Origin of the sequence: Desulfatibacillum aliphaticivorans DSM 15576 (assembly GCF_000429905.1) — a bacterium.
Taxonomy (GTDB): domain Bacteria; phylum Desulfobacterota; class Desulfobacteria; order Desulfobacterales; family Desulfatibacillaceae; genus Desulfatibacillum; species Desulfatibacillum aliphaticivorans.
Genome location: NZ_AUCT01000032.1, coordinates 1 through 23267, shown reverse-complemented (window position 1 = coordinate 23267; position 23267 = coordinate 1). Strand labels below are relative to the sequence as shown.

The window sequence follows — 23267 nt, the reverse complement described above, 5'->3', positions numbered from 1 at the left end:
TTCACCTCCAGGACCTGCACGGGATCGGAACTAACGTGAAAAAGCATTTCAAAACAGTTATTTCCGCTTCCAGACGCACAGACATCCCTGCGTTCTATATGGACTGGTTCATGGCCGGCGTTAAGCAGGGTTTTTTCGAAGTGCAAAACCCGTTTTCCAAGATAATGCACAAAGTCCCTGCAGACAATGAAGCAGTTCACTCCATAGTATTTTGGTCAAAGGACTATTCCCCGTTCCTGCGTGGAGGCTACGGGACAGCCCTAATCGATACAGGATATCATCTTTTTTTTGTTTTTACCATCAATTCGGAGTCCCCTATTTTGGAGCCCCGGACGCCGCCGTTGGCAAACCGCCTTGCAGCGCTGAAAAAGCTGGCGGAGCAATTCGGGCCGGAGGCGGTAACCTGGCGATTTGACCCCATTTGCCATTTTACAACGGAGCAAGGCCCGCAGAACAATCTGGGGGATTTCGTCGCCATCGCCGATGCAGCGGCCGCCTGCGGCGTGGCCCGATGCGTCACCAGTTTTGTCGATGTGTATCGGAAACTGGTCACACGCACTAAAGTTTTAAAGAATTTTTCCTTCGCCCCTCCCGGCCCGGAAAGGCAGGCGGAAATCCTCTTGCGCATGCAAACGGTCCTGCAAGACCGGGGCATTACCCTGTACACCTGCTGCGAAAACAGGCTTGAGGGAATCCTGCCCAAGGACTGCGGCATCCTACCCCACGCATGCATCAATCATGATTTGTTGGAAAAATTATACGGGCCAGGGCTCTCCAAAAAACAGGACAAAGGCCAAAGGGCCTCCCAGGGGTGCCGTTGCATGGAGTCCCGGGACATTGGGTCTTACTCCCTTCATCCTTGCAGGCACAGCTGCCTTTATTGCTACGCCAACCCGGAAGGCTACTGACAAGAAGCGTCTTTGTCGATGTCGGCGGGATGGGCTGCAGAGAGCGGATCATCGCCCATCTTGCGGGCTTTTAGAACACCGGCCAAGGCGATCCGATCCTCTTTTTCCAGCACAAAAAAGTAGATCACGGGAATAAACAGCAGCATCTGAACTCCGGCGAGCCCCATGATGCTGGCGTAGGTGGGCTTCAAATAATCCGAAATGAGGTAGAAATAAAAACCCATGGCGGCCAGGAGCTTAAGGTTTGGCATAGCGAAAGCCCTGACGTAATCTTTGCCGGGGACTTCAATGCACTTGCAGGTGTAATAGGCAAGAATCACGGACTTGCATAACAAGGTGGAAACGCCGAGTGCGGCGGCCACGCCGTAAATTCCGTAATAGGGGAGTAAAATCATGGATAGCAGCAAGCCGATCACGGTCTCCACCGTGTTGATGATAGCCATGAAACGATGGCGGGAAATGCTGAACAACAGGTTTACGGCCGGACCTTGGGTCGCCGCGATAATGGTGGGCGCGCCCAGGATTAATATGATGTAATAGCTTGTTACATACCCTTTCCCCATCCACACCGTGACAAAGTCTTTTCCGAAAAAAACAATGGACGCCCCAATAAAAACGGCGAACAAACTGCTGATCCGGATAAAATGCAAAAAGGAATTTTGCAGAGCCTGCTTGTCGCCCCTGGCTTCCTGCCAACTGTACATGGGGCCGCCCATGCTGGCCACGCTGTCAACCAGCGCAGAGTAGATCTGAAGCAGCCTGGCGCCGACATGAAACAGGGTGACGTAGTTGGCATTGAGGTAAATTGCGATGAGGATGGGCGGGGTCCGAAACTGGAAGATTCCGGCCAATTTGGCCCAAAAGGATATGCCGCCGTATGAAAATAAGGTTTTAAGGCTGGCTGTGGACATGAGGGAGGGCCGGATTTGCAAGCCGGGATATATTCTATAGGCCATGAAAGCCGTGAGGGTGTGCATGAATATGTCGGCCGCCAGATAACTCAAAGCCAGGGCCATAATTCCATACCCGTTAGATAACGACAGATAAATCAGTGCATTGGCGACCAGCAATCTGAGCATGGATGTCAAAGACTGGAGATCCTGACGCATGCGGGCGTTAAGCAGCCCGGCGAAAACGCGCATGGGAAAGCTCAAGGCGAAGCCCGCCCCGGTAATCAGGATCACCTGGCCGAAAATTTTGGATTCGTCAGGGCTTTTAAAGAACCAGTTGGACAAAAACGCCAGGATAAGAGTGGCCAACAAGGCGGCCATGCCCAAACCGCTGAAGGTAAAAAAGGCGGTGCTTGCAACCCGGTTTACATCCTGTTTGTCATTGGCGCCCAATGCCCGGGAGACGTAGCGGACCACGGCTGAGGCGAGTCCTATGTCCATCAAGCCGAAATAACCCACAAAGGCGCATGCCAAGGCCCAGAATCCGTACATACGGATGCCCAGGCTGTTGACTATATAGGGCATCATAATGAAGGTGAGGGCGATCTGAAGCAGAAGGCTTCCTACTCGAAAAACCGACCCTCTGATAATTCTGTTGAGCAAGCGCATAGATCCTCAGCATATCGACCGGAAAGAACGGAAATACCTATCAAACAGCAGTTTTTTTAGCAACTCTTTTGTTGACAGGACGCACGGCCCTTTATACTTAGTTTTTGAAATCAATGCTGTTAACCAACTTTTTTCTTGTTCCCGCGCATATGAACAAAGACGCCCAAAATCCATTTAAAGTATCCGTCATTATCCCGGTTTTTAACGGCCAGGATTGCATTGCCAACGCCATTGACTCCATTCTGGAGCAACGTGGGCCTGACGTGGAAATTATTGTAGTGAACGACGGATCCACGGACGATACGGGCTATATTTGCCGGAGCTACGCAGAAAAAAAGCAAATCGTTTATCAGGAACAGGAAAACCTGGGCCGCGCCAGGGCGAGGAACGCCGGGTTGAGAGTTGCACGAGGAGAGTACATAGCATTTCTGGACGCGGATGACGAGGCTCTTCCCGGAAGCCTGGAGAAACGGGCGGAGGTCTTGGATAAGCACCCGGAGGTTTCGGTCGTTTACAGCAACTTTATCGTGTTTGAATCCCTTGGCCGCCCTCCGTACCACTGGGTCCGTCCTGAAGATCTGTCCTTTTTGAACAGCAGTTCCAATAGTGAGTACGCACCTGTGTATTTGATTGGCCCGGACTATTGCAAGATTGCCTTGGAGAATTTAAACCTGCTGCCTTCCACGATTACCGCCATGATCCGGAAAGAGGTTTTCGACTTGCTGGGCGGCTTTGACGAATCGCTGCCGTTCGCCGAGGATTTCGACCTATGGCTCAGGCTGGCGTCCCGTTGCAGGTTTGCGTTTATCGATAAACCGCTTGCCCGCTACAATTGGGATATGGAGCAAAAGGAAAAAAAGCAGGCGAACAATTTTCTGCAACGGTTGCTTATTTTACAAAGGTTTAAAAAGCAATGCGCACCGGGCCTTGGGCGGCTTTGCTCCAGGCTGATAGGAAAGACATACATGGACCTGGGGCTTGCGCTGCTGAGAAATCATCATGCCCCCAAAGGGATAGGCTATCTTGCCCAAAGCCTGCTCCATCCCTTTATTTATCAGCGCATATTCCGATCCGCGCCCGCCCTTTTTATAGAACACGACCCCCAGCCCCTCTTTCATGACCTGAAGCGCATCGCTCACTATGCCAAAGCCCTGATCCGCATAAGATAGCCTCATCGGCTTATATTAAAGCCCAGCCGCTCTATTGCCGATACTCCGAAAAACAGGGACGTCTTTATGCAAGGGAGCGCATAACATGAAAATACAACAAGCCAATCTAAACCTTCAATCTTTCCGAACCTACACTGAAAGAACTGAAAAGCGTGAATCCTTGCGCATCCAGATGCGCGACGGCTCCGTGGACGCCGAGGAAGGCGAAGCCCAAGGCCCCAAGGACACGATCAGCCTGTCGGATCTCGCCAAAGACCTTGCCAAAGGCGCCAAGCAGGTAAAAAAGGCCGCCGTGGAAAATCAGACCGAAACCCTTTCCGAAATCCTGGCCGAAGAAGCGGAATACATGGAAAAGGAGGGGTACCTGGTCAAGATGCTCCTGGAGACGCTGTTCGGCAAGAAAATCAAGCTGAAAACCCTGTCTGACTTCATGAAGGAAGTGAAGCAGCCGGAAAGCGTTCCTGTTGAGGGGGAGGCCCCTGTGGAAGAAGCGGCTGCGCCGGACTGGGGAATCCAATACAAATATCACGAATCCTATTACGAAAAGGAAGCCACCTCTTTTTCGGCCCAGGGCGAAATAAAAACGGCGGACGGCAGGTCCATCAACTTCTCCCTGGACCTGGTCATGCAGCGTGAATACTATACGGAGGAAAATTTTGAGTTCCGGGCCGGAACCATTGTGGATCCTCTGGTCATCAATTTCAACGCTCCGGCCGCCAGTTTGACGTCCTCCAAATTCAGCTTTGACCTGGATGCGGACGGAGACATGGAAAATGTGTCCACCCTGGCCCAGGGAAGCGGGTTTCTCGCCCTGGACAAAAATCAGGACGGCATGATCAACGACGGCAGCGAGTTGTTCGGCCCCACTTCGGGCAATGGTTTTGAGGAACTGGCTCAGTACGACGAGGACGGAAACAACTGGATTGACGAGTCTGATGCGGTTTTCGGGCAGTTGCGCGTGTGGACCGTGGACGGCGAGGGAAACCAGACGCTGCAGTCCTTAAAAGAGGCTAATGTGGGGGCTATTTCCACTTCCGGGCTGACCACCCAGTTTGACATCAAGGACCAGGACAACGAGTTGCAGGGCAAGGTCCGGCAAACCGGCGTTTTTGTCAAGGAAACCGGGGAGGTGGCCACAGTCCAGCAGGTGGACATGGCTGTATAGGAGTTTGATTTAGTCGTCGTCGTCGGACGGAAAGTACTCCATGGAGGTTTTCTTAAGCTCCCGCTTGGAAAAAAGCAGGTTGTAGTCCTCCACTCCAACTGTATGGGCCATTTCCCGGGCCATTTCCACGCACTCCTCCTGGGCCTGGGCGTGAATCATGGTGTACAGATTGTAAGGCCATGTACTTACGGGGTTTCTGCGGTAGCAATGGGAAACGCCTTTAAAGCCCGCAAAGATCTTACCCACCTCATGCACCTTGGCTTCATCCACCTTCCAGGCAACCATGGCATTAGCCGAAAACCCGGACTTCTGATGCCGTATCGTGGCCCCAAAACGCCGGATTACGCCTTGATCATGGAGTTTTCTGACGGCTTCAAGAAACTGGGCTTCCGAAATCCCAATGGATTCCGCAAGCTCTTTGTAGGGCCTTTGAGAAATGGGAATATCCCCCTGAATAGCGGCGACCACCTTTTTGTCAACGTCTGTCAGCATGGATCCTTACCAAGTTTGGATTGGAATACAAGACCTTCAATCAATAAGTCTTATCCAAATACTCCATACGGCCTGAAATTTCAAGGGAAGCCGGCCGGCCCAAGATAATAACCTGTATACAAGGCCTTGGGCCTCAAGCGCCGAGTCGGCTCATTAATGCACGGAAAGCGATTTTTTAGCTTCCTCATAAAAGGCTTCCACGGTCCGAAAAGGCTCGGTCATGCATTGAAACACCATGTCCGGGGGGGAGCCTTCCACTTGGTCGGCTATCTGCAGGACAATGGTCAGGTTTAAATCATCCAGCTTCCGGGTGTACCAGTTTCCTCCCAAATTGCGAATAATCACTTCCCCCACGTAGCCGCCTATCATTTTGGAGAAAACCCAGAGGTCCTCCTCCTGTTCCGGGGTAAGCTCTTTGGGATCGAAAACCTGGCCGCTTCGGTAGGCCGAAATGACTTCATCCACTTTTTGCAGGCTGTCTTCGGAGTAGTCCAGGTCGGCGTCAAAAAAATTTTTGGCGAACTGGACCGCCATTTCGGCGTATTCCTTCATGCTTTCGGATATGTTTTTAATCATTTTCTTTGGATCCTGTATTATATAGCGGCGGATGAGCCGCATTGCGTTTTCCGTTACAGCAGGCCTTTCCTATGCATGGCGGCGGGGGATGTTTCGTCCGCGTAGACCTTATAAACAAATTTTTTCCCGAACTCCGGATGGGAGAGGTAGGGGATCATGCTTTTTTCAGCTTCTTTCGCCACCTGCTCGAAAATTTCGTCCTTTTCGCTGGAATGAACCAGGTTCCGGGCCATGGTTTTTTCAAACAAGACTGTTTCTCCAAGAACCTGAACCACTTTTTCGCGGGTCATTGCGGAGCTTCCATCCTGTACAAAGTAGGAGTCCAGAACAGGCACTTCCATCCGCAGAGTCATGGAGACCAGCCAGATGTCGCCTTCCAGCTTGCGCTGAGCCGTGGAAGCGTGCTCGCTTTGAAATTCCCCTTTGTCAGCGATTTTTTTTGAGCCGTCATAAATGTTTAAGGTAAGTCCGTTGGGAAGGTCGTGCGTTTTAATAAGTTTTTCGTCCATATAAAGCCTCTGGCGCAAAGCATGGGGGCCGGCGGGGCGGCCGTTTATGATCCGGCGCGCCCCGGCCGGTCCCGCCAAGGGTTAATCAAAAAAATTTACATCCCGAAAAGGGCAGTTGGAAAAATCGAAAATCACCTTTTCATCCATGACCGAGCAGGCTCCGCACCTCAATGCGCCCGTGCAATCGATCACCTTCTTCCTGGTGCTTTTACCATTTGCACGGGTTTTGTAAAGCCTCTTGAGGCGCAATTCCTTCTCCATCACGGGGCAGTATACATACTTGAAATCAATGAGTTCCAAAGGCGACCCCCTTTGCCGGTTAAAGGGTTCGGTATTATATAACATAATCAGCACTATTACTACTCCTGTCAATGCGCCGTTGACACATCAGAGAATGTAGCCTAATCTTAGGCCTGCGGATCAGGAAACTATCAGATCACGGAGGATTTTCTTATGCAAAGAGCTTTGTTGGCATTGCTGTGCGCCATTGTACTGATTTCAACCTCTTCATGCGCTGCGGTGGTCTTGGGCGCGGGCGCGGGCGCGGGGGCTTTTACGTACGTTAAAGGGGAACTGGTGCGGTCTTATCCGGCTACTTACGCCAAAGCCGTATCCGTGACTAACGCGGTGATAAATGAGCTGAAAATCAGCATTGACTCCAAGGTGGACGACGGCATTACCACTACGTTCAACGGCCGCAGGGCGGGAGACAAGCCGGTCACCATCAAAGTCACCATGCTGGATCCTAAAATCACCCAAATCGGAATTCGCGTGGGATACGTGGGAGTCTGGGACCGTCAGATTTCCGAAACCATCCATAGCCACATTCAGGAACGCCTTTAGGCCTTCCCACGCCATAAGGACGGAGGCCCCCAAATGACTGCAGGGCATGTTCCGCCCATTGTGGATTCTTTTTTGGAAAAAGTCCGCCAAGCCCTGTATGAACAGGGCTTGCTTTTTCGCGGCGCCCGCGTTCTGGCGGGCGTGAGCGGCGGGCCGGACTCCACCGCCCTGGTGCACGTTCTGTCCCGTCTTCAAAAGGAGTTCGCCCTGCAACTGGGCGTGGCCCACGTAAACCATTGCCTGCGCGGGGAGGAATCGGACAGGGACGCCCTCTTTGTGCAGGAATTGGCTAACAGCCTGGATGTGCCCTTTCATATGGAAACCGTGGACGTTGCGGCCGCCCGAAAAGAGTCGGGGCTGAGCCTGGAGGAGGCGGCCAGGGAGGCCCGCAAAGCCTTTTTTTCCCGCGCCATGCAGGAGCATGGCTACGACTTTGTCGCCCTGGGGCATCATGCAGACGATAATGCCGAATGGATGCTTATCTCCCTAATCCGCGGGGCAGGCGCCGGAGGCCTTTCCGGCATTCCGCCCGTAAACGGAAAAACGGTGCGCCCTCTTTTTAAACTAACCCGCAAGGAAATCCTGGAATACTGCCGGGAAAACGCCCTGAAATGGGTCCAGGACAGCACCAACCAGGATCAAAGCATTCTCAGAAACCAAATTCGCCTTCATCTTCTCCCCATTTTGGAAAGCCAGTACAATCCGGCCATTGTTCCGGGGCTTAATCGCCTTTCAAACATCTTGCGGGAAGAGCATCTATGGATGGACGGCATGGCCCGGGATTTCCTGGACGATCACGCCAAGCCAATAAAAAACGGCCTGGAACTTTCGCTCGTCCACCTTGTTAAACAGCCTTTGGCCTTGCAGCGCAGGATTGTCCTGCAGGCCATGGCCGAAGTTCGGGGCAATACCCGAAAGACCTCATGGACCCACGTGCATGACGTCCTGAAACTTGCCTGCCAAGGGAAATCCGGAAGCCAGGTGCACCTGCCCGACGGCCTGGAAGCCCGGCGCGTGCAAAGGAAGCTGGAATTCATCTTGCACGACTCTCCGGACTGGGCGCGCACGCCTTCCCAGCCTGCCAAGGAATGGCGGGTGGTTTTGGATGGGCCCGGGACGCACCAAATTCCCCAGGCCGGCCTGACTTTGGTTTGCTATGAGGAAGAGAAAACGGAAAATTTTCTTCTCAAGGAGGACCCCATGGAGGTCTGCATGGACCTGGAGCGGGCGTCTTTTCCCCTGACCTTCAGGCCCTGGAGGCCCGGGGACCGTTTTACCCCATTAGGAGCAGGAGGGGCGCAAAAGGTAAAAAAATTTCTTATCGACCACAAGGTTCCCGCCCAGGATCGCCTAAATATTTATGTACTTACAAATGAAGAAACCGTTCTTTGGCTTGTAGGCCAACGATTGGCGGAGCCTGCTAAAATTCTATCAGAAACAAGGCGCATTTTGCGTTGCAAAGTTTTTCTTGCCTAAAAGCACGTAATGATTAAAATATAACCTGGACAGTTTTATTAGCCCAATAGCCCGTGGTGCGCTCAAAAGCCCCGGGATGAAGGAGGTATTCTCATTTGAACCCTTGGTATAAAAATTTAGCCTTTTGGGTCATTATCATTTTTGCCGTCTTCCTGATGTTCAGCACCTTTGAACAATCCGCCCAGCAGCAGGAGGTTACCTACTCCGAGTTTTTGCAGATGGTGGATAGAGGCGAGGTGGATTCCGTCAGCATCCAGGGTAAAAAGATTACTCTGAAAAAGAATGACAAAGAGTGGAGCACCTATGCGCCGGAAGACCAGTCCCTGATTCCCCACCTTACCCAAAAGGGCATTGACATAAAAGCTGAGCCGCCCTCGGATAACAGTATCGGGATATACATCCTTCAATGGCTGCCCATGATCGTTCTCCTGGGCGTTTGGATCTTTTTCATGCGCCAGATGCAGTCGGGAGGCGGCAAGGCCATGTCGTTCGGAAAAAGCCGGGCTCGTCTTCTGTCGGACCAGCAGGCCAGGGTGACGTTTGACGACGTGGCCGGCGTGGACGAGGCTTTGGAAGAACTTTCGGAGATTGTGGAGTTTTTGCGGGATCCCCGCAAATTCACCCGTCTGGGCGGGCGTATTCCCAAGGGCGTGCTGCTCATGGGCCCCCCGGGATCGGGGAAGACCTTGCTGGCCCGCGCCATCGCCGGAGAGGCGGAGGTCCCCTTTTTTACCATCAGCGGTTCGGATTTTGTGGAAATGTTCGTGGGCGTGGGCGCCTCCCGGGTTCGCGATTTGTTTATGCAAGGCAAAAAGAGCGCCCCTTGCATCATATTCATCGATGAAATTGACGCCGTGGGACGCCATCGCGGCGCAGGCCTGGGCGGCGGACACGATGAACGGGAGCAGACCCTTAACCAGCTTCTGGTGGAAATGGACGGGTTTGAATCCAACGAAGGCGTTATCCTGATTTCGGCAACCAACAGGCCGGACGTTCTGGACCCGGCCCTGCTCAGGCCCGGCCGGTTCGACCGCCAGGTGGTTGTGCCTCTGCCCGATATCCGCGGGCGTAAAAAAATCCTGGAAGTCCACATGAAAAAGACCCCCATTGGGGACGACGTGGACGCCGATGCCCTTGCCAAGGGCACGGCGGGTTTTTCCGGCGCAGACCTGGAAAACCTGGTGAACGAAACCGCCCTGCTGGCCGCCAAAAAGGGCAAGGATAAGCTGGAAATGATGGACTTTGAGGAGTCCAAAGACAAGGTCTACATGGGGCTGGCCCGCAAGACCAAGGTCATGTCCAAGGCCGAGCTTCGCATGACCGCGTATCACGAAGGCGGACACGCGTTGGTCGCCCGCTTCCTGCCCGGAACCCTGCCGGTCAACAAAGTGACCATCATACCGCGGGGCAGGGCGTTGGGCGTCACCTGGTTCCTTTCGGAAGACAGGGTCACCCAGTATAAAGACCAGTTAGAAAGCGAACTGGCCGTCGCGTTCGGCGGCCGGGTGGCTGAAGATTTGATTTTCAACCGCATAAGCACGGGCGCGTCCAACGACATCAAGCAGGCCACGGAAACGGCCCAGCGCATGGTTCGGGAATGGGGAATGAGTGAAAAGATGGGCCCCCTTTCTTACGCACAGGGCGACGAGCAGGTTTTCCTGGGACGCGAGATCGCCAAGCCCAGGGATTATTCCGAAGAAACGGCCCGGCAGATCGACCAGGAAGTCAAGAACCTTATTACGACCAGCTATGAGAACGCCGTCAAGCTCCTGACCGACAATGTGGACATCCTCCACGCCCTGGCGGATCTTTTGCTGAAGAAGGAAACCATTATGGGTGCGGAGCTGGACGAGCTTATTCATTCCATGCGTCCTGGCCTGGAACTTCCTTCCGAAAAGTTCAAAAGAGAATTGAAAGAGGAGGAAGGGGAAGACGCTCCGGAAGAAGGGCAGGTCATCGCTCCTCCCGGGCCGACCTTGAACGCCAAATACGAGTCTGCGCCGGAGACTCCTGAAAACAGTGCAGATGCGGAAGATATTGAATTAAAGGATGGCTCCGATCCCCGCGACAGGGACGAAGAAGAATAGGAGAAGTTCGTTTGAAGCCTTATACCATGGCCTGGAACGGCCGCAGGCTGGATATGACCAGCCGCACCCTTATCATGGGTATTCTCAACGTCACCCCGGACTCCTTTTCGGATGGGGGGCTATGGAGGGAGACCGACAAAGCCGTCGCCCACGGCCTTGAAATGGTTTCCCAAGGAGCGGACATCATCGATATTGGCGGCGAATCCACGCGGCCGTTTTCGGATCCGGTGTCCGTCCAGGAAGAAATCGACAGGGTGGTTCCGGTCATTGAGAGGCTGAACAAAGAGGTCTCCGTCCCTATTTCCATAGACACCATGAAAGCCGCGGCGGCCGAGGCCGCCGTCAAGGCCGGCGCCAGCATCATCAACGACGTCAGCGCTTTTAACATGGATCCGCAAATGGCTGAGACCGCCGCCAAGGCGGGAGTCCCGGTGATCCTCATGCATATGGCGGGCACGCCCAAAACCATGCAGGAAGCGCCTCAGTACAAAGACGTCGTGGCGGAAGTGCGCGATTACCTGGGCAACGCCGTGGAAAAAGCCGTGGAGGCTGGAATTTCCCGCGATCTGGTCATAGTAGACCCCGGCATCGGCTTTGGAAAAACCGTCCTCCACAACCTCTTGCTTATCAAGCATCTGGACGCGTTGGACGCCCTGAACGTTCCCGTCCTGCTCGGGCCGTCCCGCAAATCCTTTATCCGAAAAATACTGACTGACAATTTACTTCCGGGAACGGAAGAGCCTTCCATGGAGGATATCGAAACGGGAACTCAAGCCGTGCTGGCCTCCCCCGCAGCCGCCGGGGTTCATATTGTTCGGGTGCACGATGTTCCAAGAGCCCGTACAACCATGCTGTTGGCAAACGCCATCGCTCAGGCTGAATAGCCATTATGGAGCCTCAATCCGCTAAAAACGGAGTACGCAGAATCATCCTGCCGGCCGTGCTGGGCTTAGGGCTGGCGTGCCTCGCCGGTTGGATCTTTTTCTGCTTTGTCATCCCCACGCAGGCGGAAATCCTTGTCCCCATTGACTGGGACGTACGGGGGGATCTCATGGCCGTGGACCCGCCGGTGAACAACCTCACCCTGACCGTTTCATGCCCCAGAAGCAGACTCAGCTCCCTCATGGATTCAGGGGTTTACTACCGCCCCGACCCAAAGGGCTTTGAGGAAGGCGCGGTCTCCATCCCCGTCCAGCTTGGGGAAGGCCTCGTCCCGCGCGGAGTCCGCGTGGAATCCATCCAGCCCCAGGAATTGAGTTTTCGCGTCGAGCCGAAAATCGAAAAGGAAATGTACGTCCTGGTCATGCTGGCGGGCCAGCCGGCGTCAGGGTATACGGTGACGGAGCTTAACGTGGTTCCGGAAAGGGTTTTGTTGAAGGGGCCTTCCCGAATTTTGAAGGATAAGGAAACCGTTCCGACCAAGCCCGTGGATATCGCCGGCGCCAGCGAACCTCTCTCCAGGGAGGCGGCGCTGGATTTGGAGGAGGCGGTGGCCAAACTGTCTGAAGTCCGGGCCGTGACAGCCAAAGTGGTGATTGAAGAGGAGAAGGCGGTCAGGAGGATTACAGTACCCATTGTAGGGAAAAATCCGCCCAAGGCGTTTGACATTTCTCCTCCGGTGATAGAATTAGTGGTGCGCGGGCCGGTGCAGGTGTTGGACGACTTGCCCAATAGCGGAGAAATGGCCGCCTGGATCGACCTGAGCGGGCTGAAACGGGGCGTGTACGCCAGGCGGGCGGTCATCGCCCTGCCGCTCGCCGTAACTTTGCAGGATGCCTCTCCGGAGGTTTTTACGGTACAAATCAAATAGGAAACGGGTATGCTATTAGTCATTGATGTGGGGAACACCAATACGGTTATGGGGGTCTTTGACGATCAGCGCGTGGTTTGCGACTGGAGAATCAGGACGGAGCGGGAAACCACAGAGGACGAATTCTTTGTCCTGGCGTCCCAATTATTCGCCGGCAAGGACATCAAGCCGGAAATCATCACGGCCACCATCGTTTCCTGCGTTGTCCCGCCCATGCGTAAGATTCTTCACGCATTCTGCCAGAAGTATCTGGGCCACGAGCCTATCTGGGTGTCCGCGGAAATGGACATGGGCATGCCCATTCTGTACGACAATCCCGCGGAGGTGGGCGCAGACCGGATCGTCAACGCCGTGGCCGCTTACGAGCGCTACCATGACGCCCTGATCGTCATAGACTTCGGCACCGCCACCACCTTTGACTGCATTTCCAAGGACGGCGAATACCTGGGCGGCGCCATCAGCCCCGGCGTGGGCATCGCCTCCGAAGCCTTGTTCGCCCGCGCCTCCAAGCTGCCCAGGGTGGAAATTTTCAATCCCCCGGCCCAGGCCATAGGCAAAGACACGGCCAAAAGCATGCAGTCCGGGATTATCCTGGGCTACGCCGGGCTTGTGGACGGTTTGGTCAGGCGGATAGTCAAGGAAATGGAAAACAAGCCCCGGGTCATCGCCACCGGAGGCCTTGCGCCGTTGATGGCCAATGTGGCGGAAACCATCGAGGAGGTGGAATCCGGCCTGACCCTGGAAGGCCTCCGGATTATTTTCGACAGGGTTTCAAATAGTTAAATTGCAATTTCATTCCGCTTTATAAAGCCCCGGCGCCTTCACGCCCGGGGCTTTTATTTTCTGTACAAGCAGAAGAATACGCCGCGGCTCAGAGAGCCTCCACAAGATAGCCCGAATGTGAAAAATCGCCTAAATTTTTTTAACTAAATGCCGATAAGCCTCCTATAACCGATTGTTTCTTTTTTAAGGAGAAAAAGAATGGCTTACGGCTCACTGGCGCATTTTAGCAACTTGGAAAACTATCCCATCCCGGCTCAAAGTCCGGTCATATCCAGTTTGGTGCTTGGGAAGAAAAAGGAAGTAAAGGCGGGAATTGGAGACTTGAGAGTCAGCGGAAGCCTTGACGCCGTTTTAGCCACCTATTCTTTGGGTTCCTGCATTGGAGTATCGGCTTACGACCCGGTCGCCCGGATCGGAGGCCTTTTGCATTTCCAACTGCCGCACTCGTCCATCTCCCCGGAAAAGGCGCAAGCCAGGCCGTATATGTTCGCGGACACCGGCATTCCCGCTTTGTTCGAGGCGTGCTCCCAACTGGGCGCCAAATGGCGGCGCATGGAAGTCAAGATCGCAGGCGGCGCCAGCAGCAAAACCTCCACCGGGGTGTTCAACATAGGCCCCCGGAACTACCAGGCCTTGACGGACATCTTCAAGTCCATGGGCAAATCCATCAACGCCCAGGAAACCGGAGGGTTTTGCTCCCGGTCCATGTGGCTGGACATGGCCACCGGCGAAGTCACCCTAAAAACCAACACCGCCGGCCAGCACGTCGCATGGACAACCATGTAACCCGTTCCAAGCTATAAGAAAAGCTGCGGCTATTCGGGGGGCATGGGGTATTTGTCTTTCAGCGAATCCACGATCCTGTTGAGTTCATCCGGCGGGAACTCGGTCGCCCCTTCCTTGTACAGGCTGGATATGGCCACATACATTAAAGCTCCGACCCAATTCATAAAGGGCTTCAGCCTAACGGATTTGATTTCCGCCGGATTTCCGGCCACCAGGGAATAGTCAGGAACCTTGGTTCCTCCTTTGACCACCGACCCTGCGGCCACCAGGCAGCAATCGCCAATTTCCGCACCGTCCAGGACCGTCGAGTTCATTCCCACCACGGAATGATTTCCAACCTTGCAGCCGTGCAGCACTGCCCCGTGGCCCACGGTAACCAGATCCCCCACTTCGACGGTAAAGCCGGGATTCACATGTATTGAGCAGTTGTCCTGAATGGATGAACCCTTGCCTATCCGAATGGGCGCCAGGTCTCCCCTGAGGGAAGCGCCGGGCCATAAGGAACTGTCTTCGTCCACCGTCACATCCCCGGAAACGAATACGTTGGGGGCCACGAACACGCTGGGATGGATTTCAGCCATAATATCTCTCCTTGCCGTTCTTGACATCTTTTTACAATAATAGGTATATGGGCGAGCACTATCAACAAGGATTTTACAGGAAATGGACGCCGAATACCAGGACAAGGAAAAAGATTTCTTAAAGCAGGGGCTGGCTGCAGCATGGCCCATCTGCATGGGATACATGCCCATCGGCATGGCCCTTGGGGTTCTCGCCCAAAAAGCGGGGCTCAGCGTTTTTGAAATGGCCCTCATGTCCGTGATCGTGTTTGCGGGCAGCGCCCAGTTCATTTGCGTGTCCATGCTGGTCTCCGGAGCCGCCTCCATCCCCATCATCATCACCACCTTTGTGGTGAATCTGCGCCACGTGCTTTTAAGCTCCTCCCTGGCCAAGCACCTGGACTCCATGAGCCTCAAAGGGCTTGCCTTATACGCGTACGGAGTCACTGACGAGAGCTTTGGAGTCAACTACACCCGTTTTATCGAAGGCGGTTGGACTCCGAAAAAAGCCCTGGTGGTCAATCATGCCTCCAATCTGTGCTGGATTCTATGCACCATCGCCGGCGCCTGGTTCGGCGAGCTTATTCCTCAAGGGGCCTTCGGCATTGACTACGCGCTTATCGCCATGTTCATCGGCTTGCTGATATTTCAAATCCGGGGGCTTATATACGTGGCTTCGGCCGTGATCGCAGGATTGGCCGCATCGGTCATGCATCTGTATACGGAAGGCAACATGTATGTGATCGTGGGCGCCATGACAGGGGCCACGGTATGCCTGGCGTTGCGCAGGACAGCCTTTTTCAAAAAGTTCGAAAAGGCCCGGGAGGAAAAAACATGACCACCTTCCAATTATTCCTGATTTTTTTGGGCATGGGCCTTGTGACATATCTGCCCCGCTTCATCCCCCTGGCTTTGTTCGCCAAAAGAGACGTCCCGGCCTGGTTCTCCGAATGGCTGTCATTCATCCCCCCGGCCCTGCTGGCCGCCTTGCTTGCGCCGGACCTTATCGTCGCCAAAACCGCTCAGGGCGCGCATTTCGACTTTTTAAACCCCAAGTTGTTTGTGGCTTTTCCTGTTTTTTTCATCGCCGCCAAGACCAAATCATTGGGCGGGACGGTCATCTCCGGCATGGCCCTTTACTGGCTGGCGCAAAAGCTCATTGAAAGCGGATATTTAGGATAGCTCAATGCCTAAGACCACTGGAATAGCCCTAACTGAATGACATGTGTAAAATAAAGCTCTTTTTTATTTGTCTATCCTATGATAATTAAAGGATAGTTTCCTCTGCGACATAACCATGCCCGTCTAAATTTTGTCTTTCTTTCATTTAAGGAGGCAAGATGCCGATCACCAATCTGCACAGCAGGCCGTTTGATGAAGCGACCAAAACTAAGCTGGATATTTTCCAAAGATATCTTGAAGAGTGGCTTCCGGTGTTCTTCAGGCAAGGCCCTAAAGGGCTAATGATCTGTGATTTCTTTGCCGGCCCTGGATATGACAAGAAAGGCGTCCCTGGGAGCCCAGTTTTGATCTTTAATAACATCCGAAAGTACCAAAGCAATATTATAGAACAAAATGTGAGAGTCCGAATTCTCCTGAATGAGAAGGATCCCGAAAAATTTGATTTACTTCAAAAAACAATTAACCAAGAGTATGGGCAATTGCACCCCGCCATTAAGGATCTTATTGAAGTATTGCCATTTAAGGACGAATTTCAAGCTCTTTTCTATAAGATGGAAAATCAATTCCGAAATCAGCCGAATCTATTTTTCTTAGACCAGAATGGAGTTAAAGAGGTCAACGAGCCGATATTTTATCGCCTAATTTCTATGGATAAAACTGATTTTCTCTTCTTTATATCATCGTCGTACTTAAGGAGGTTTGCAGGAGAGCCAAGTTTTCGAACTATATTCCCGGATTTAGACCCAGAGGTGATTAAAAATGCCCCACATGACCAAAGTCATAGAATTGTCTTGGAAACATATAGGAAAAGAATCCCCGATAATAATCTGACCTTGCTCTACCCTTTTTCTATTATGAAAAACAGCAACATATATGGACTTATCTTTGGATCAAAGCATTTACTGGGAGTACAGAAATTTTTAAAAATCGCTTGGAATAAAGACAAGTTGGCCGGAGAGGCAGACTATGATATTGACGATGTTGAACAAATTAAAATTTTTGAAGAGGATCAAAAAATATCTAAAGTTGAAGCCTTTGAAAGGAAACTAGAGAAATTTGTTGCCTTAAAGCGGGAAGTTACAAACTGGGAGGTACTAAGGTTTACACTTGAGGAAGGGCATATTCCAAAACATGCACGAGAAAAGATGAGCGATCTGAAAAAACGTGGTAAGGTGCACTATAAAAGAAGGATTGGGTTCGACTACGACACCTGCTCAAAAACGGAAAAGCGACATAAGATCAAATGGATAGGCAATGGCTAGCTCGCGAATAGAATGGACGGAATCCACCTGGAACCCGGTGACAGGGTGCACGAAAATCAGCCCTGGCTGCGACCATTGCTATGCTGAGCGCATGGCAATGCGATTACAGGCCATGGGCCAACCTAATTATGTGGACGGATTCAAGCCAAGCCTGCATCCCCATGTCCTTGATTATCCACTGCACTGGAAAAAGCCGCAGGTTATATTCGTCAACTCCATGAGCGACACTTTTCATTCTTCCGTCCCGGATGTATTCATTCAACAAATCTTTTCTGTCATGAAAGAAGCCCATTGGCATAGCTTTCAAGTTTTGACCAAGCGCTCACGCCGGGCCATGACCATGGCTAATGAGCTTAAATGGAGCCCAAACATTTGGATGGGCGTCACCATAGAAAACCAGGATTACAAATCACGTATTGATCACCTTAGGGAAATCCCGGCAGCCGTACGTTTTTTGTCCTTGGAGCCGCTTTTGGGACCTGTGCCAGACATGAACCTGAAAGGCATCGATTGGGTGATCGTAGGCGGAGAATCCGGCCCAGGCTCAAGGCCCATGGAAAAGGCGTGGGTTTGCGATATCAGGGACCAGTGCTGCGAGGCTGGCGTCAAATTTTTCTTCAAACAATGGGGCGGGGTAAACAAAAAGAAAGCCGGGCGCTTGCTCGATGGCATTCTTTACGATGATATGCCGGAGCAGCAACAAGCGACCGGGTGATCCTCAACATATTCTCCGAACCAACCAAACGAGGGAACGGCTGAAAAAGCCGCTCCCTCGTTTCATTTTACAATAGCAAATGCGTATTGAGCTTCTTTTAAACGACAAGCCGCTGCAGGAAGGCGTCCGGATCTTTTCCGCTTTCCAACGCTTTATGGGCGCGGGAAAGTAATTGGCCGGCGGTGACGTCCTCTTCGCCGCTGAAAACCACAAAACCCACCGAGACCTCCAGCCTGGGCAGGTCCTTGTCCAGGTCCTTGTTCAACAGCGAAGAGAGCCGCCTGACAATAGCCTGGCCGCCCTCATCTCCGGCCCGAACCAAAAGCATGCCAAAATGCTGCTCATCCAAGCGGCAAAGGGTGTCGAATTCCCGGATGCGTTTGCCCAACACCCTGGAGACGTGCGCCAAAACCCGGTCTCCCGTATGCAGTCCAAAACGAGTGCTGATGTCTATCAGATTTTGAATTTCCACCACGCCCAGAGCCAACTGGCTGCCGTAACGCCTTACGCGGTGGATTTCCTTTTCCAGGGCGCGTTCGAACGAGGCCGGATTAATCAGGCCGGTGACGGAATCCCGGTATCCCTCCCCCGCCAGCCTCTGGGTGGTGCTTTCCAGGCGCTGGGCCAGGACCTCCACAAGGTTGAGCATGAACTTATACGCCGTGGGGGGGGACAGCCACTGAATCCGCTTGACCACGCCCGGATTAATCTCAAGCAATTCCACATAGGTGGTGGCCATGAGGGTTGCGGTCTTGCCGTGCCAACTGGAGGCCCCTCCCATTTCGCCGATCACGTCTCCCGGCTTGAGGGCGGCCAGCCTGATGCGGGCGCCCGCCAGGCTGTCGTCCTGGGACGGTATGGTGTGATACAAGGCCGCCTCGCCGGATATGACGGCGTATAGGGAATCCCCGTCCTTGCCCGGCTCCATCAAAATATGGCCCTTGGGATAGTTCCTGATGGCTCCGGCGCTTAAAAGCAGCCGGATCTGCGATTTGGAAAGCCCGGCAAACAAGGGAATGCCTTTATCCGGAGCAATGCCCAACTTGACCCGCAGGAGGTCAAGCAGGGTCACCAGATCCACCTTAAGCATCATGCTGGGCAAAATTATAAGGTCCCCCACAAGGGCGGACATCATGGTGACGGCCATGAGGGCGCCGAAGGTCGCCGTGGGCTTGTACCCGGAGAATAAAAGAATCAAAAAGCCCATGGTGATGGTAATGCTGGTGAAGATGATGGGCCGCCCTACGCTGCGAACGGCGGTTTCAAGAGCCTTGCGGCGGTCCAGGCCGTGGCGGAGCTCCCGGGAGTAGCGGACCATGTAATGGATGGTGTCGTCCAGGGCCAGGCCGATGGCAATGCTGGCCACCATGGCGGTGTTCATGGAAAGCTCCACGGAAAACCAGCCGATGGCGCCGAAGAGGATCACCAAGGGGAAGCAATTGGGCAGCAGGGTGACTAGCCCTGCTTTGGGGGATAACAACGCCACCAGCATGATCCCCAGGACCACGCAAATGATTATGAGCAGGCCCTCTATGAGGCTTAGCGTCACGATTTCATTGCTATGGGCCACTATCACGGCCATGCTGGTGATGGAAATGCTGAAATCCTCGCCAAAATGCTCCTGGCAATAGGCTTCGATGCGCTTTTGGGTTTCCAGCCATTCGTGGGTGGACGAGATGTGGGTCATCATCAAAATATTGGCCAAGTTGAAATCGTCTGAAACAAATTTTTGCGTGTCGGCGCCGCCAAGGAGCATTCTATAGAGATTGTACAGGTTCTCCAAATCCGCCTGGGTTTCGGGCAGGGTGTAGTCTTCTTTGCGATAGCCGTTGACCGAGTAGTTGATGAGCTTGAGATAGTCCGCCGTGGATATGGTCTTATCCACGCCGTCCACCGACTCCAGGTAGCGTTGCAATTCGGAAAGCCGGTGGAGTTTGTCCAGGTTCCTGAAGCATTCGCTCCGTTTCCCTTTTGCAATTACATTGATGGGGAAGCAGCCGGCCATATCCTGATAAACATCGTGAAAATGCTTGGTTACCGGCGCGTCCTTGCCCAGGTATTTTGTCACGTCGGCGTCCACCTTTAAAAGGAAAAAGCCCAGCAGAGACACGCCGACGATCACTGCAATTACGGTCAGGGCCTTTTTGCTGTGATCCAGATTCAGGACAGCGATCCTGGACAGCAGGCGGTCCAGCAGGTCCTCTTTTTTCGCCTTGGCCTGTTTTTTCGGCAAGGGCGTCATGGCCAATATAGCCGGGAACAAAAGCAATATCAGGACAAGTTGGGACAACATGCCGATGCATGCGGGAAAGGCGAATTCCCTGACCGCCTCGGTCCGGTTGAGCATGAGAGACGAGAGGCCGATCAAGGTTGTGAACACGGCCAGGGCGGTTGGCAGGCGCACTTGCTCCAGGCAGGCTATTGCCGCTTCTTTGGGCGTCTTGGCGGTTTCTATCGTGTTTTGATATTCGGCCGCCACATGCAGGCAATAAGCCGTACCCACAGCCATGAGAAATATGGGGACCACCAGGGTGAGCGCCGCCACCGGAGTGTCGGTCCACGCCATGGCGCCGAAGGCCCAAATAATGGATATGGTGACGCAGGCCAGGGGGCCGATGAGTATGCGTATGGACCTGAATAGAACAATCAGGGTTAGAATCATGACGACGAACGCCGCGGGCGGTAGAATCATGAAGTCGCGCTTTATGACGCTTAAAACCGCCTGGGAAATCAGCGGCATGCCGATTTCATAAACGGTCATGTCCCCCTTTTCCGAGTCCACAGCCTCTTGAATTGCTCTGACCAACTCCTCTTCCCCGCCGCGGATGTCGTTCAGGATCAGGGTGATGGTCGTTGTTTTTTTGTCTTTGGAAATGATGTTGCGGACAAACAAATCCACGGGCTCGATTTTTTCCTCGAACTGGGCCGGGGTCCATTCGTCCAAAAGGTCCATGTCGCGCTTTGCGCCGGGCAGGCTGATAACCGTCTGAACGCCTGGAATCTTCGCCAGTTTGTCGGCCATGCGGCTAACCCTGGCGAAGGTTTCGGGCTCAAAGATATTATTTGCCTTGGCCGCCACCTGAATGTATTCGGCGCCCCCGAATTCCTGCAAGAAATTCTCATAAGCGGCGAATTCCGGAATGTCTTTGACGGAGATTGCGTAGGACGAGGCGTTTATTTTAATGGAAGGCAAGCGATATCCCGCAGCTATGGTCAACAGCAGGATTATCAGAAGCATAATCCATGGACGGCTGACAATCCACCGGAGCCAGGTATTATAATCAAAAAAATGTGAAGATTGTGCTGCCATTGATTTTTCCTAGCGAACTTCGCCTTCCTGGCCTGAGGCTTTGGCGTTACGGTATTGCTGCAAATGGGTGGTGACTTTTTCCAGAACTTCGGGAGGGTATACCCGGCCCTCCAGTTCTTTCCAGACCGGTTTGACCTTTTCCCGGATTGCGGCCACGGTCTCCGGGTCCGTGCGGGTCACGCTGATTCCGTATTTGCTAAGAGCCACCAGATATTTTTTATCGTCCCGCCTGTTCTGGACGCAAAATTCATTTTCAATGCCGTCCCGCAGCGAATAGTAGGCGTCCACGTATTCCTGGGGAAGGCTGTTCCAGTCCTCCATACGGATGACGCAGCAGGCCGGCGAGTATCGAATAAAGGTTGGATTGACATGCTTGAACATGGTGAACATGGTGGAACCCACCACCAGGATGGCCGGGCCCATAAAGGAGTCGCCCACGTCGTCTTTCAGGCTGGGCAGAACCCGGGGAAAGCTGACCGGAATGGGATTGTTCCCCAGGCTGCGGTAAAACTCCTCCTCCACCGGTCCGTACCAGGTCAGAAACCTGGCGGCGCGAAAATCCTCTTCCTTGGTAAAGCTGTATTTTTTGGAATAAATCTGGTCGAAGCCCTGATCGATAAAAGCGAACAGAAAGGCGCCGCTGGTCTCCATGTAGGATTCAAAATCGTCCCGCATGTTTTTACGGACGTAATCCACTTCGTCATAGTCGGAAAAGAGAAAAGGCAGGCTTAGGACCGACATCTCAGGACACAGGCTGATGCTTCCGCTGCCGGTGAGGCCGGCGCCGTTCAAGTGCCCGAAACGCATTTTGCGGATGATCCCGGCGTCGTCTCCCATGACGCCGCTCCAGTATATCTTGATGCGGATGTCGCCCTGCCCCACTTCCTCCAACTTGGGCTTGACCACATGCTTGATCTGCACGGCGTAGCCCACGCCTTCCGGAGCCAGGGTGGCGAATTTCCAGTTAAAACGGGGCTCCTGCCCCAAAGCGGCGCCGGCGGAAAACAAAAAGGCGAACAAAACCGGCAATGCGGCCCACGCTGTCAGGCGCGGGCGCAAGGTGGACGCATGCAGGGCGCCCCCCTTCCTGCGCAAGAAAAATAGTGAAGCCATCAGGCTCTCCATGTATGGAATTCAGATTATTAGCCTGGGGCCGCCGCCATGGACGGAAAGATTGGAAATAATGGAAGAGAATGTCTTCCTCCGAAGCTAGAATGCCGGAGAAAACATGAGTAAACTGCGTCCCCCCTGAACAGCGACCCTCCGCGTTAAACCCTCTGCCTGTTCCTATACCCTTTTTGGACGCGGTTTCGCAAGTCTTTTACTTTGCCAAACGATGAAAAAAATGTGATTTTGCTATTAATTCGAGAGCCTGGATAAGCCTCCGGCGGTGAAGCGAAAACTGCAAACCGCAAACTGCAAACTGCAAACTGCAAACTGCAAACTGCAAACTGCAAAAAAATAAAACGGCCTGCCTCCGGCGGCAAACATTTTATCTTCGGGCCGCAACGCGGCCTAAAAAGTTTGATCAAAACTTTAAAATGGCGCTGCGCGCAAAAGAAGATCGTCCTATAAAATCCCTTACCCGCCTGATGGGAGGGTCAGGGTGGTGGTGGGGGGGATCCGGCATTCCCGAGCGTCCATGGGCCACGTAGGGGATAGGTTTCTTTCGTTCCCATGCTGTGCGTCGGAATGCATATTAAAGATATTTAAATTCAAATGGTTATCAATTATTATACCGGCTGATTGAAGGCTGAACACCCACTTTGTACGTTTGTTTTGAACCACGGAAGTCACGGAAAACACGGAATGGAAACCTTCCGCGCCTCCCACGGCCTGAAAGTCTTTTCAACAGAAGTAGCCCCTACATAGCCGCGCCTTGCCGAAATCGCAAGGCGATATGTAGGTCGGATTACGCGAAGCCAGGATAGGGATCAGGACAAGGCGGGGTAAAAATTTCCACAAAAACATCCTAAGCGCCCATCTCTTCACGCGGAGCAATCCGACAAGATAGAGGATAATAGGGAGGCTGTGTTTCCAACGCATTCGGGCAGCCCTGGCAGGGCAGTATCCTG

22 protein-coding genes are annotated in these 23267 nt (G+C 53.3%); 14 read left to right on the top strand and 8 right to left on the bottom strand.

Annotation, left to right across the window (positions count from 1 at the left end; all coding sequences use genetic code 11):
* Nucleotides 1–35 precede the first annotated feature (35 nt).
* A complete protein-coding gene (locus tag G491_RS0122985) occupies nucleotides 36–908 on the top strand; it encodes a DUF1848 domain-containing protein (protein ID WP_028316215.1) in 873 nt (290 codons plus the stop codon).
* Here the strand turns inward: G491_RS0122985 and G491_RS0122980 are convergent.
* Nucleotides 902–2461, bottom strand: a complete 1560-nt coding sequence (locus tag G491_RS0122980) for a lipopolysaccharide biosynthesis protein (protein WP_169829505.1) — start codon at nucleotides 2459–2461, stop codon at nucleotides 902–904. The genes G491_RS0122985 and G491_RS0122980 overlap by 7 nt on opposite strands.
* Nucleotides 2462–2580: 119 nt before the next feature.
* On the opposite strand from G491_RS0122980, the gene G491_RS34505 reads away from it, so the two are divergent.
* Together G491_RS34505 and G491_RS0122970 are read left to right on the top strand one after the other, a co-directional pair.
* Complete coding sequence (locus tag G491_RS34505; protein WP_051327471.1) at nucleotides 2581–3636, top strand: glycosyltransferase; 1056 nt, start codon at nucleotides 2581–2583, stop codon at nucleotides 3634–3636.
* 85 nt (nucleotides 3637–3721) lie between these two features.
* Nucleotides 3722–4801: a hypothetical protein gene (locus G491_RS0122970; RefSeq protein WP_015949006.1), complete on the top strand. Its 1080-nt coding sequence runs from the start codon at nucleotides 3722–3724 to the stop codon at nucleotides 4799–4801.
* A 9-nt stretch (nucleotides 4802–4810) separates the two neighbouring features.
* On the opposite strand, the gene ahbB is transcribed toward G491_RS0122970, so the two are convergent.
* The 4 genes from ahbB to G491_RS0122950 all read right to left on the bottom strand — a co-directional run bounded on the left by ahbB (nucleotide 4811) and on the right by G491_RS0122950 (nucleotide 6732).
* Nucleotides 4811–5293: a siroheme decarboxylase subunit beta gene (ahbB, locus tag G491_RS0122965; RefSeq protein ID WP_028316213.1), complete on the bottom strand. Its 483-nt coding sequence runs from the start codon at nucleotides 5291–5293 to the stop codon at nucleotides 4811–4813.
* 153 nt (nucleotides 5294–5446) lie between these two features.
* Entirely contained in the window at nucleotides 5447–5869 is a 423-nt protein-coding gene (locus G491_RS0122960; protein WP_015949004.1) for a hypothetical protein, read from the bottom strand.
* Between the two features lie 53 nt (nucleotides 5870–5922).
* The gene (locus G491_RS0122955; RefSeq protein WP_015949003.1) at nucleotides 5923–6378 is read right to left on the bottom strand and encodes a hypothetical protein; all 456 of its coding nucleotides are present in this window, start codon (nucleotides 6376–6378) and stop codon (nucleotides 5923–5925) included.
* Between the two features lie 81 nt (nucleotides 6379–6459).
* A complete protein-coding gene (locus G491_RS0122950; RefSeq protein ID WP_015949002.1) occupies nucleotides 6460–6732 on the bottom strand; it encodes a hypothetical protein in 273 nt (90 codons plus the stop codon).
* Between the two features lie 99 nt (nucleotides 6733–6831).
* Here G491_RS0122950 and G491_RS0122945 point away from each other — a divergent pair, with 99 nt between their 5' ends.
* From G491_RS0122945 to G491_RS0122915, 7 genes are all read left to right on the top strand, one after another.
* Nucleotides 6832–7221: a DUF3568 domain-containing protein gene (locus G491_RS0122945; RefSeq protein ID WP_028316210.1), complete on the top strand. Its 390-nt coding sequence runs from the start codon at nucleotides 6832–6834 to the stop codon at nucleotides 7219–7221.
* A gap of 33 nt (nucleotides 7222–7254) precedes the next feature.
* Nucleotides 7255–8697, top strand: coding sequence for a tRNA lysidine(34) synthetase TilS (tilS, locus tag G491_RS0122940; RefSeq protein ID WP_028316209.1), 1443 nt, complete (start codon nucleotides 7255–7257; stop codon nucleotides 8695–8697).
* Nucleotides 8698–8792: 95 nt separating this feature from the next.
* Entirely contained in the window at nucleotides 8793–10784 is a 1992-nt protein-coding gene (ftsH, locus tag G491_RS0122935; protein ID WP_028316208.1) for an ATP-dependent zinc metalloprotease FtsH, read from the top strand.
* Between the two features lie 11 nt (nucleotides 10785–10795).
* A complete protein-coding gene (gene folP / locus G491_RS0122930; protein WP_028316207.1) occupies nucleotides 10796–11668 on the top strand; it encodes a dihydropteroate synthase in 873 nt (290 codons plus the stop codon).
* 5 nt (nucleotides 11669–11673) lie between these two features.
* Nucleotides 11674–12594: a CdaR family protein gene (locus tag G491_RS0122925; protein WP_028316206.1), complete on the top strand. Its 921-nt coding sequence runs from the start codon at nucleotides 11674–11676 to the stop codon at nucleotides 12592–12594.
* A gap of 9 nt (nucleotides 12595–12603) precedes the next feature.
* Nucleotides 12604–13377 (top strand): type III pantothenate kinase, encoded by a 774-nt coding sequence (locus G491_RS0122920; protein ID WP_028316205.1) that lies wholly within the window; start codon nucleotides 12604–12606, stop codon nucleotides 13375–13377.
* A 198-nt stretch (nucleotides 13378–13575) separates the two neighbouring features.
* Nucleotides 13576–14163, top strand: a complete 588-nt coding sequence (locus tag G491_RS0122915) for a chemotaxis protein CheD (RefSeq protein WP_015948995.1) — start codon at nucleotides 13576–13578, stop codon at nucleotides 14161–14163.
* Between the two features lie 29 nt (nucleotides 14164–14192).
* On the opposite strand, the gene G491_RS32120 is transcribed toward G491_RS0122915, so the two are convergent.
* Nucleotides 14193–14744, bottom strand: a complete 552-nt coding sequence (locus tag G491_RS32120) for a gamma carbonic anhydrase family protein (protein ID WP_169829504.1) — start codon at nucleotides 14742–14744, stop codon at nucleotides 14193–14195.
* Between the two features lie 82 nt (nucleotides 14745–14826).
* Here G491_RS32120 and G491_RS0122905 point away from each other — a divergent pair, with 82 nt between their 5' ends.
* The 4 genes from G491_RS0122905 (at nucleotide 14827) to G491_RS0122890 (ending at nucleotide 17882) form a co-directional block, all read left to right on the top strand.
* A complete protein-coding gene (locus tag G491_RS0122905; RefSeq protein ID WP_015948993.1) occupies nucleotides 14827–15561 on the top strand; it encodes an AzlC family ABC transporter permease in 735 nt (244 codons plus the stop codon).
* Nucleotides 15558–15905 carry an AzlD domain-containing protein gene (locus tag G491_RS0122900; protein WP_028316204.1) on the top strand — a complete coding sequence of 116 codons (348 nt, stop codon included), beginning with the start codon at nucleotides 15558–15560 and terminating at the stop codon, nucleotides 15903–15905. Before G491_RS0122905 ends, G491_RS0122900 begins: the two co-directional genes overlap by 4 nt.
* A gap of 158 nt (nucleotides 15906–16063) precedes the next feature.
* The gene (locus tag G491_RS0122895) at nucleotides 16064–17167 is read left to right on the top strand and encodes a three-Cys-motif partner protein TcmP (protein WP_015948991.1); all 1104 of its coding nucleotides are present in this window, start codon (nucleotides 16064–16066) and stop codon (nucleotides 17165–17167) included.
* A complete protein-coding gene (locus tag G491_RS0122890) occupies nucleotides 17160–17882 on the top strand; it encodes a DUF5131 family protein (protein ID WP_028316203.1) in 723 nt (240 codons plus the stop codon). Before G491_RS0122895 ends, G491_RS0122890 begins: the two co-directional genes overlap by 8 nt.
* A gap of 97 nt (nucleotides 17883–17979) precedes the next feature.
* Here G491_RS0122890 and G491_RS32115 read toward each other — a convergent pair whose 3' ends face one another.
* Together G491_RS32115 and G491_RS0122880 are read right to left on the bottom strand one after the other, a co-directional pair.
* Nucleotides 17980–21192 (bottom strand): efflux RND transporter permease subunit, encoded by a 3213-nt coding sequence (locus G491_RS32115; RefSeq protein WP_028316202.1) that lies wholly within the window; start codon nucleotides 21190–21192, stop codon nucleotides 17980–17982.
* A 9-nt stretch (nucleotides 21193–21201) separates the two neighbouring features.
* Nucleotides 21202–22305: a TRAP transporter substrate-binding protein gene (locus tag G491_RS0122880; protein ID WP_028316201.1), complete on the bottom strand. Its 1104-nt coding sequence runs from the start codon at nucleotides 22303–22305 to the stop codon at nucleotides 21202–21204.
* Nucleotides 22306–23267: the final 962 nt, after the last annotated feature.

Excerpts from the sequence above, each read along its gene's own strand:
- G491_RS34505 (WP_051327471.1), top strand. The coding sequence starts at position 2,581 with ATGCTGTTAACCAACTTTTTTCTTGTTCCCGCGCATATGAACAAAGAC.
- G491_RS0122970 (WP_015949006.1), top strand. The coding sequence starts at position 3,722 with ATGAAAATACAACAAGCCAATCTAAACCTTCAATCTTTCCGAACCTAC.
- ahbB (WP_028316213.1), bottom strand. The coding sequence starts at position 5,293 with ATGCTGACAGACGTTGACAAAAAGGTGGTCGCCGCTATTCAGGGGGAT.
- G491_RS0122960 (WP_015949004.1), bottom strand. The coding sequence starts at position 5,869 with ATGATTAAAAACATATCCGAAAGCATGAAGGAATACGCCGAAATGGCG.
- G491_RS0122955 (WP_015949003.1), bottom strand. The coding sequence starts at position 6,378 with ATGGACGAAAAACTTATTAAAACGCACGACCTTCCCAACGGACTTACC.
- G491_RS0122945 (WP_028316210.1), top strand. The coding sequence starts at position 6,832 with ATGCAAAGAGCTTTGTTGGCATTGCTGTGCGCCATTGTACTGATTTCA.
- tilS (WP_028316209.1), top strand. The coding sequence starts at position 7,255 with ATGACTGCAGGGCATGTTCCGCCCATTGTGGATTCTTTTTTGGAAAAA.
- G491_RS0122925 (WP_028316206.1), top strand. The coding sequence starts at position 11,674 with ATGGAGCCTCAATCCGCTAAAAACGGAGTACGCAGAATCATCCTGCCG.
- G491_RS0122920 (WP_028316205.1), top strand. The coding sequence starts at position 12,604 with ATGCTATTAGTCATTGATGTGGGGAACACCAATACGGTTATGGGGGTC.
- G491_RS0122915 (WP_015948995.1), top strand. The coding sequence starts at position 13,576 with ATGGCTTACGGCTCACTGGCGCATTTTAGCAACTTGGAAAACTATCCC.
- G491_RS32120 (WP_169829504.1), bottom strand. The coding sequence starts at position 14,744 with ATGGCTGAAATCCATCCCAGCGTGTTCGTGGCCCCCAACGTATTCGTT.
- G491_RS0122905 (WP_015948993.1), top strand. The coding sequence starts at position 14,827 with ATGGACGCCGAATACCAGGACAAGGAAAAAGATTTCTTAAAGCAGGGG.
- G491_RS0122900 (WP_028316204.1), top strand. The coding sequence starts at position 15,558 with ATGACCACCTTCCAATTATTCCTGATTTTTTTGGGCATGGGCCTTGTG.
- G491_RS0122895 (WP_015948991.1), top strand. The coding sequence starts at position 16,064 with ATGCCGATCACCAATCTGCACAGCAGGCCGTTTGATGAAGCGACCAAA.
- G491_RS0122890 (WP_028316203.1), top strand. The coding sequence starts at position 17,160 with ATGGCTAGCTCGCGAATAGAATGGACGGAATCCACCTGGAACCCGGTG.
- G491_RS32115 (WP_028316202.1), bottom strand. The coding sequence starts at position 21,192 with ATGGCAGCACAATCTTCACATTTTTTTGATTATAATACCTGGCTCCGG.
- G491_RS0122880 (WP_028316201.1), bottom strand. The coding sequence starts at position 22,305 with ATGGCTTCACTATTTTTCTTGCGCAGGAAGGGGGGCGCCCTGCATGCG.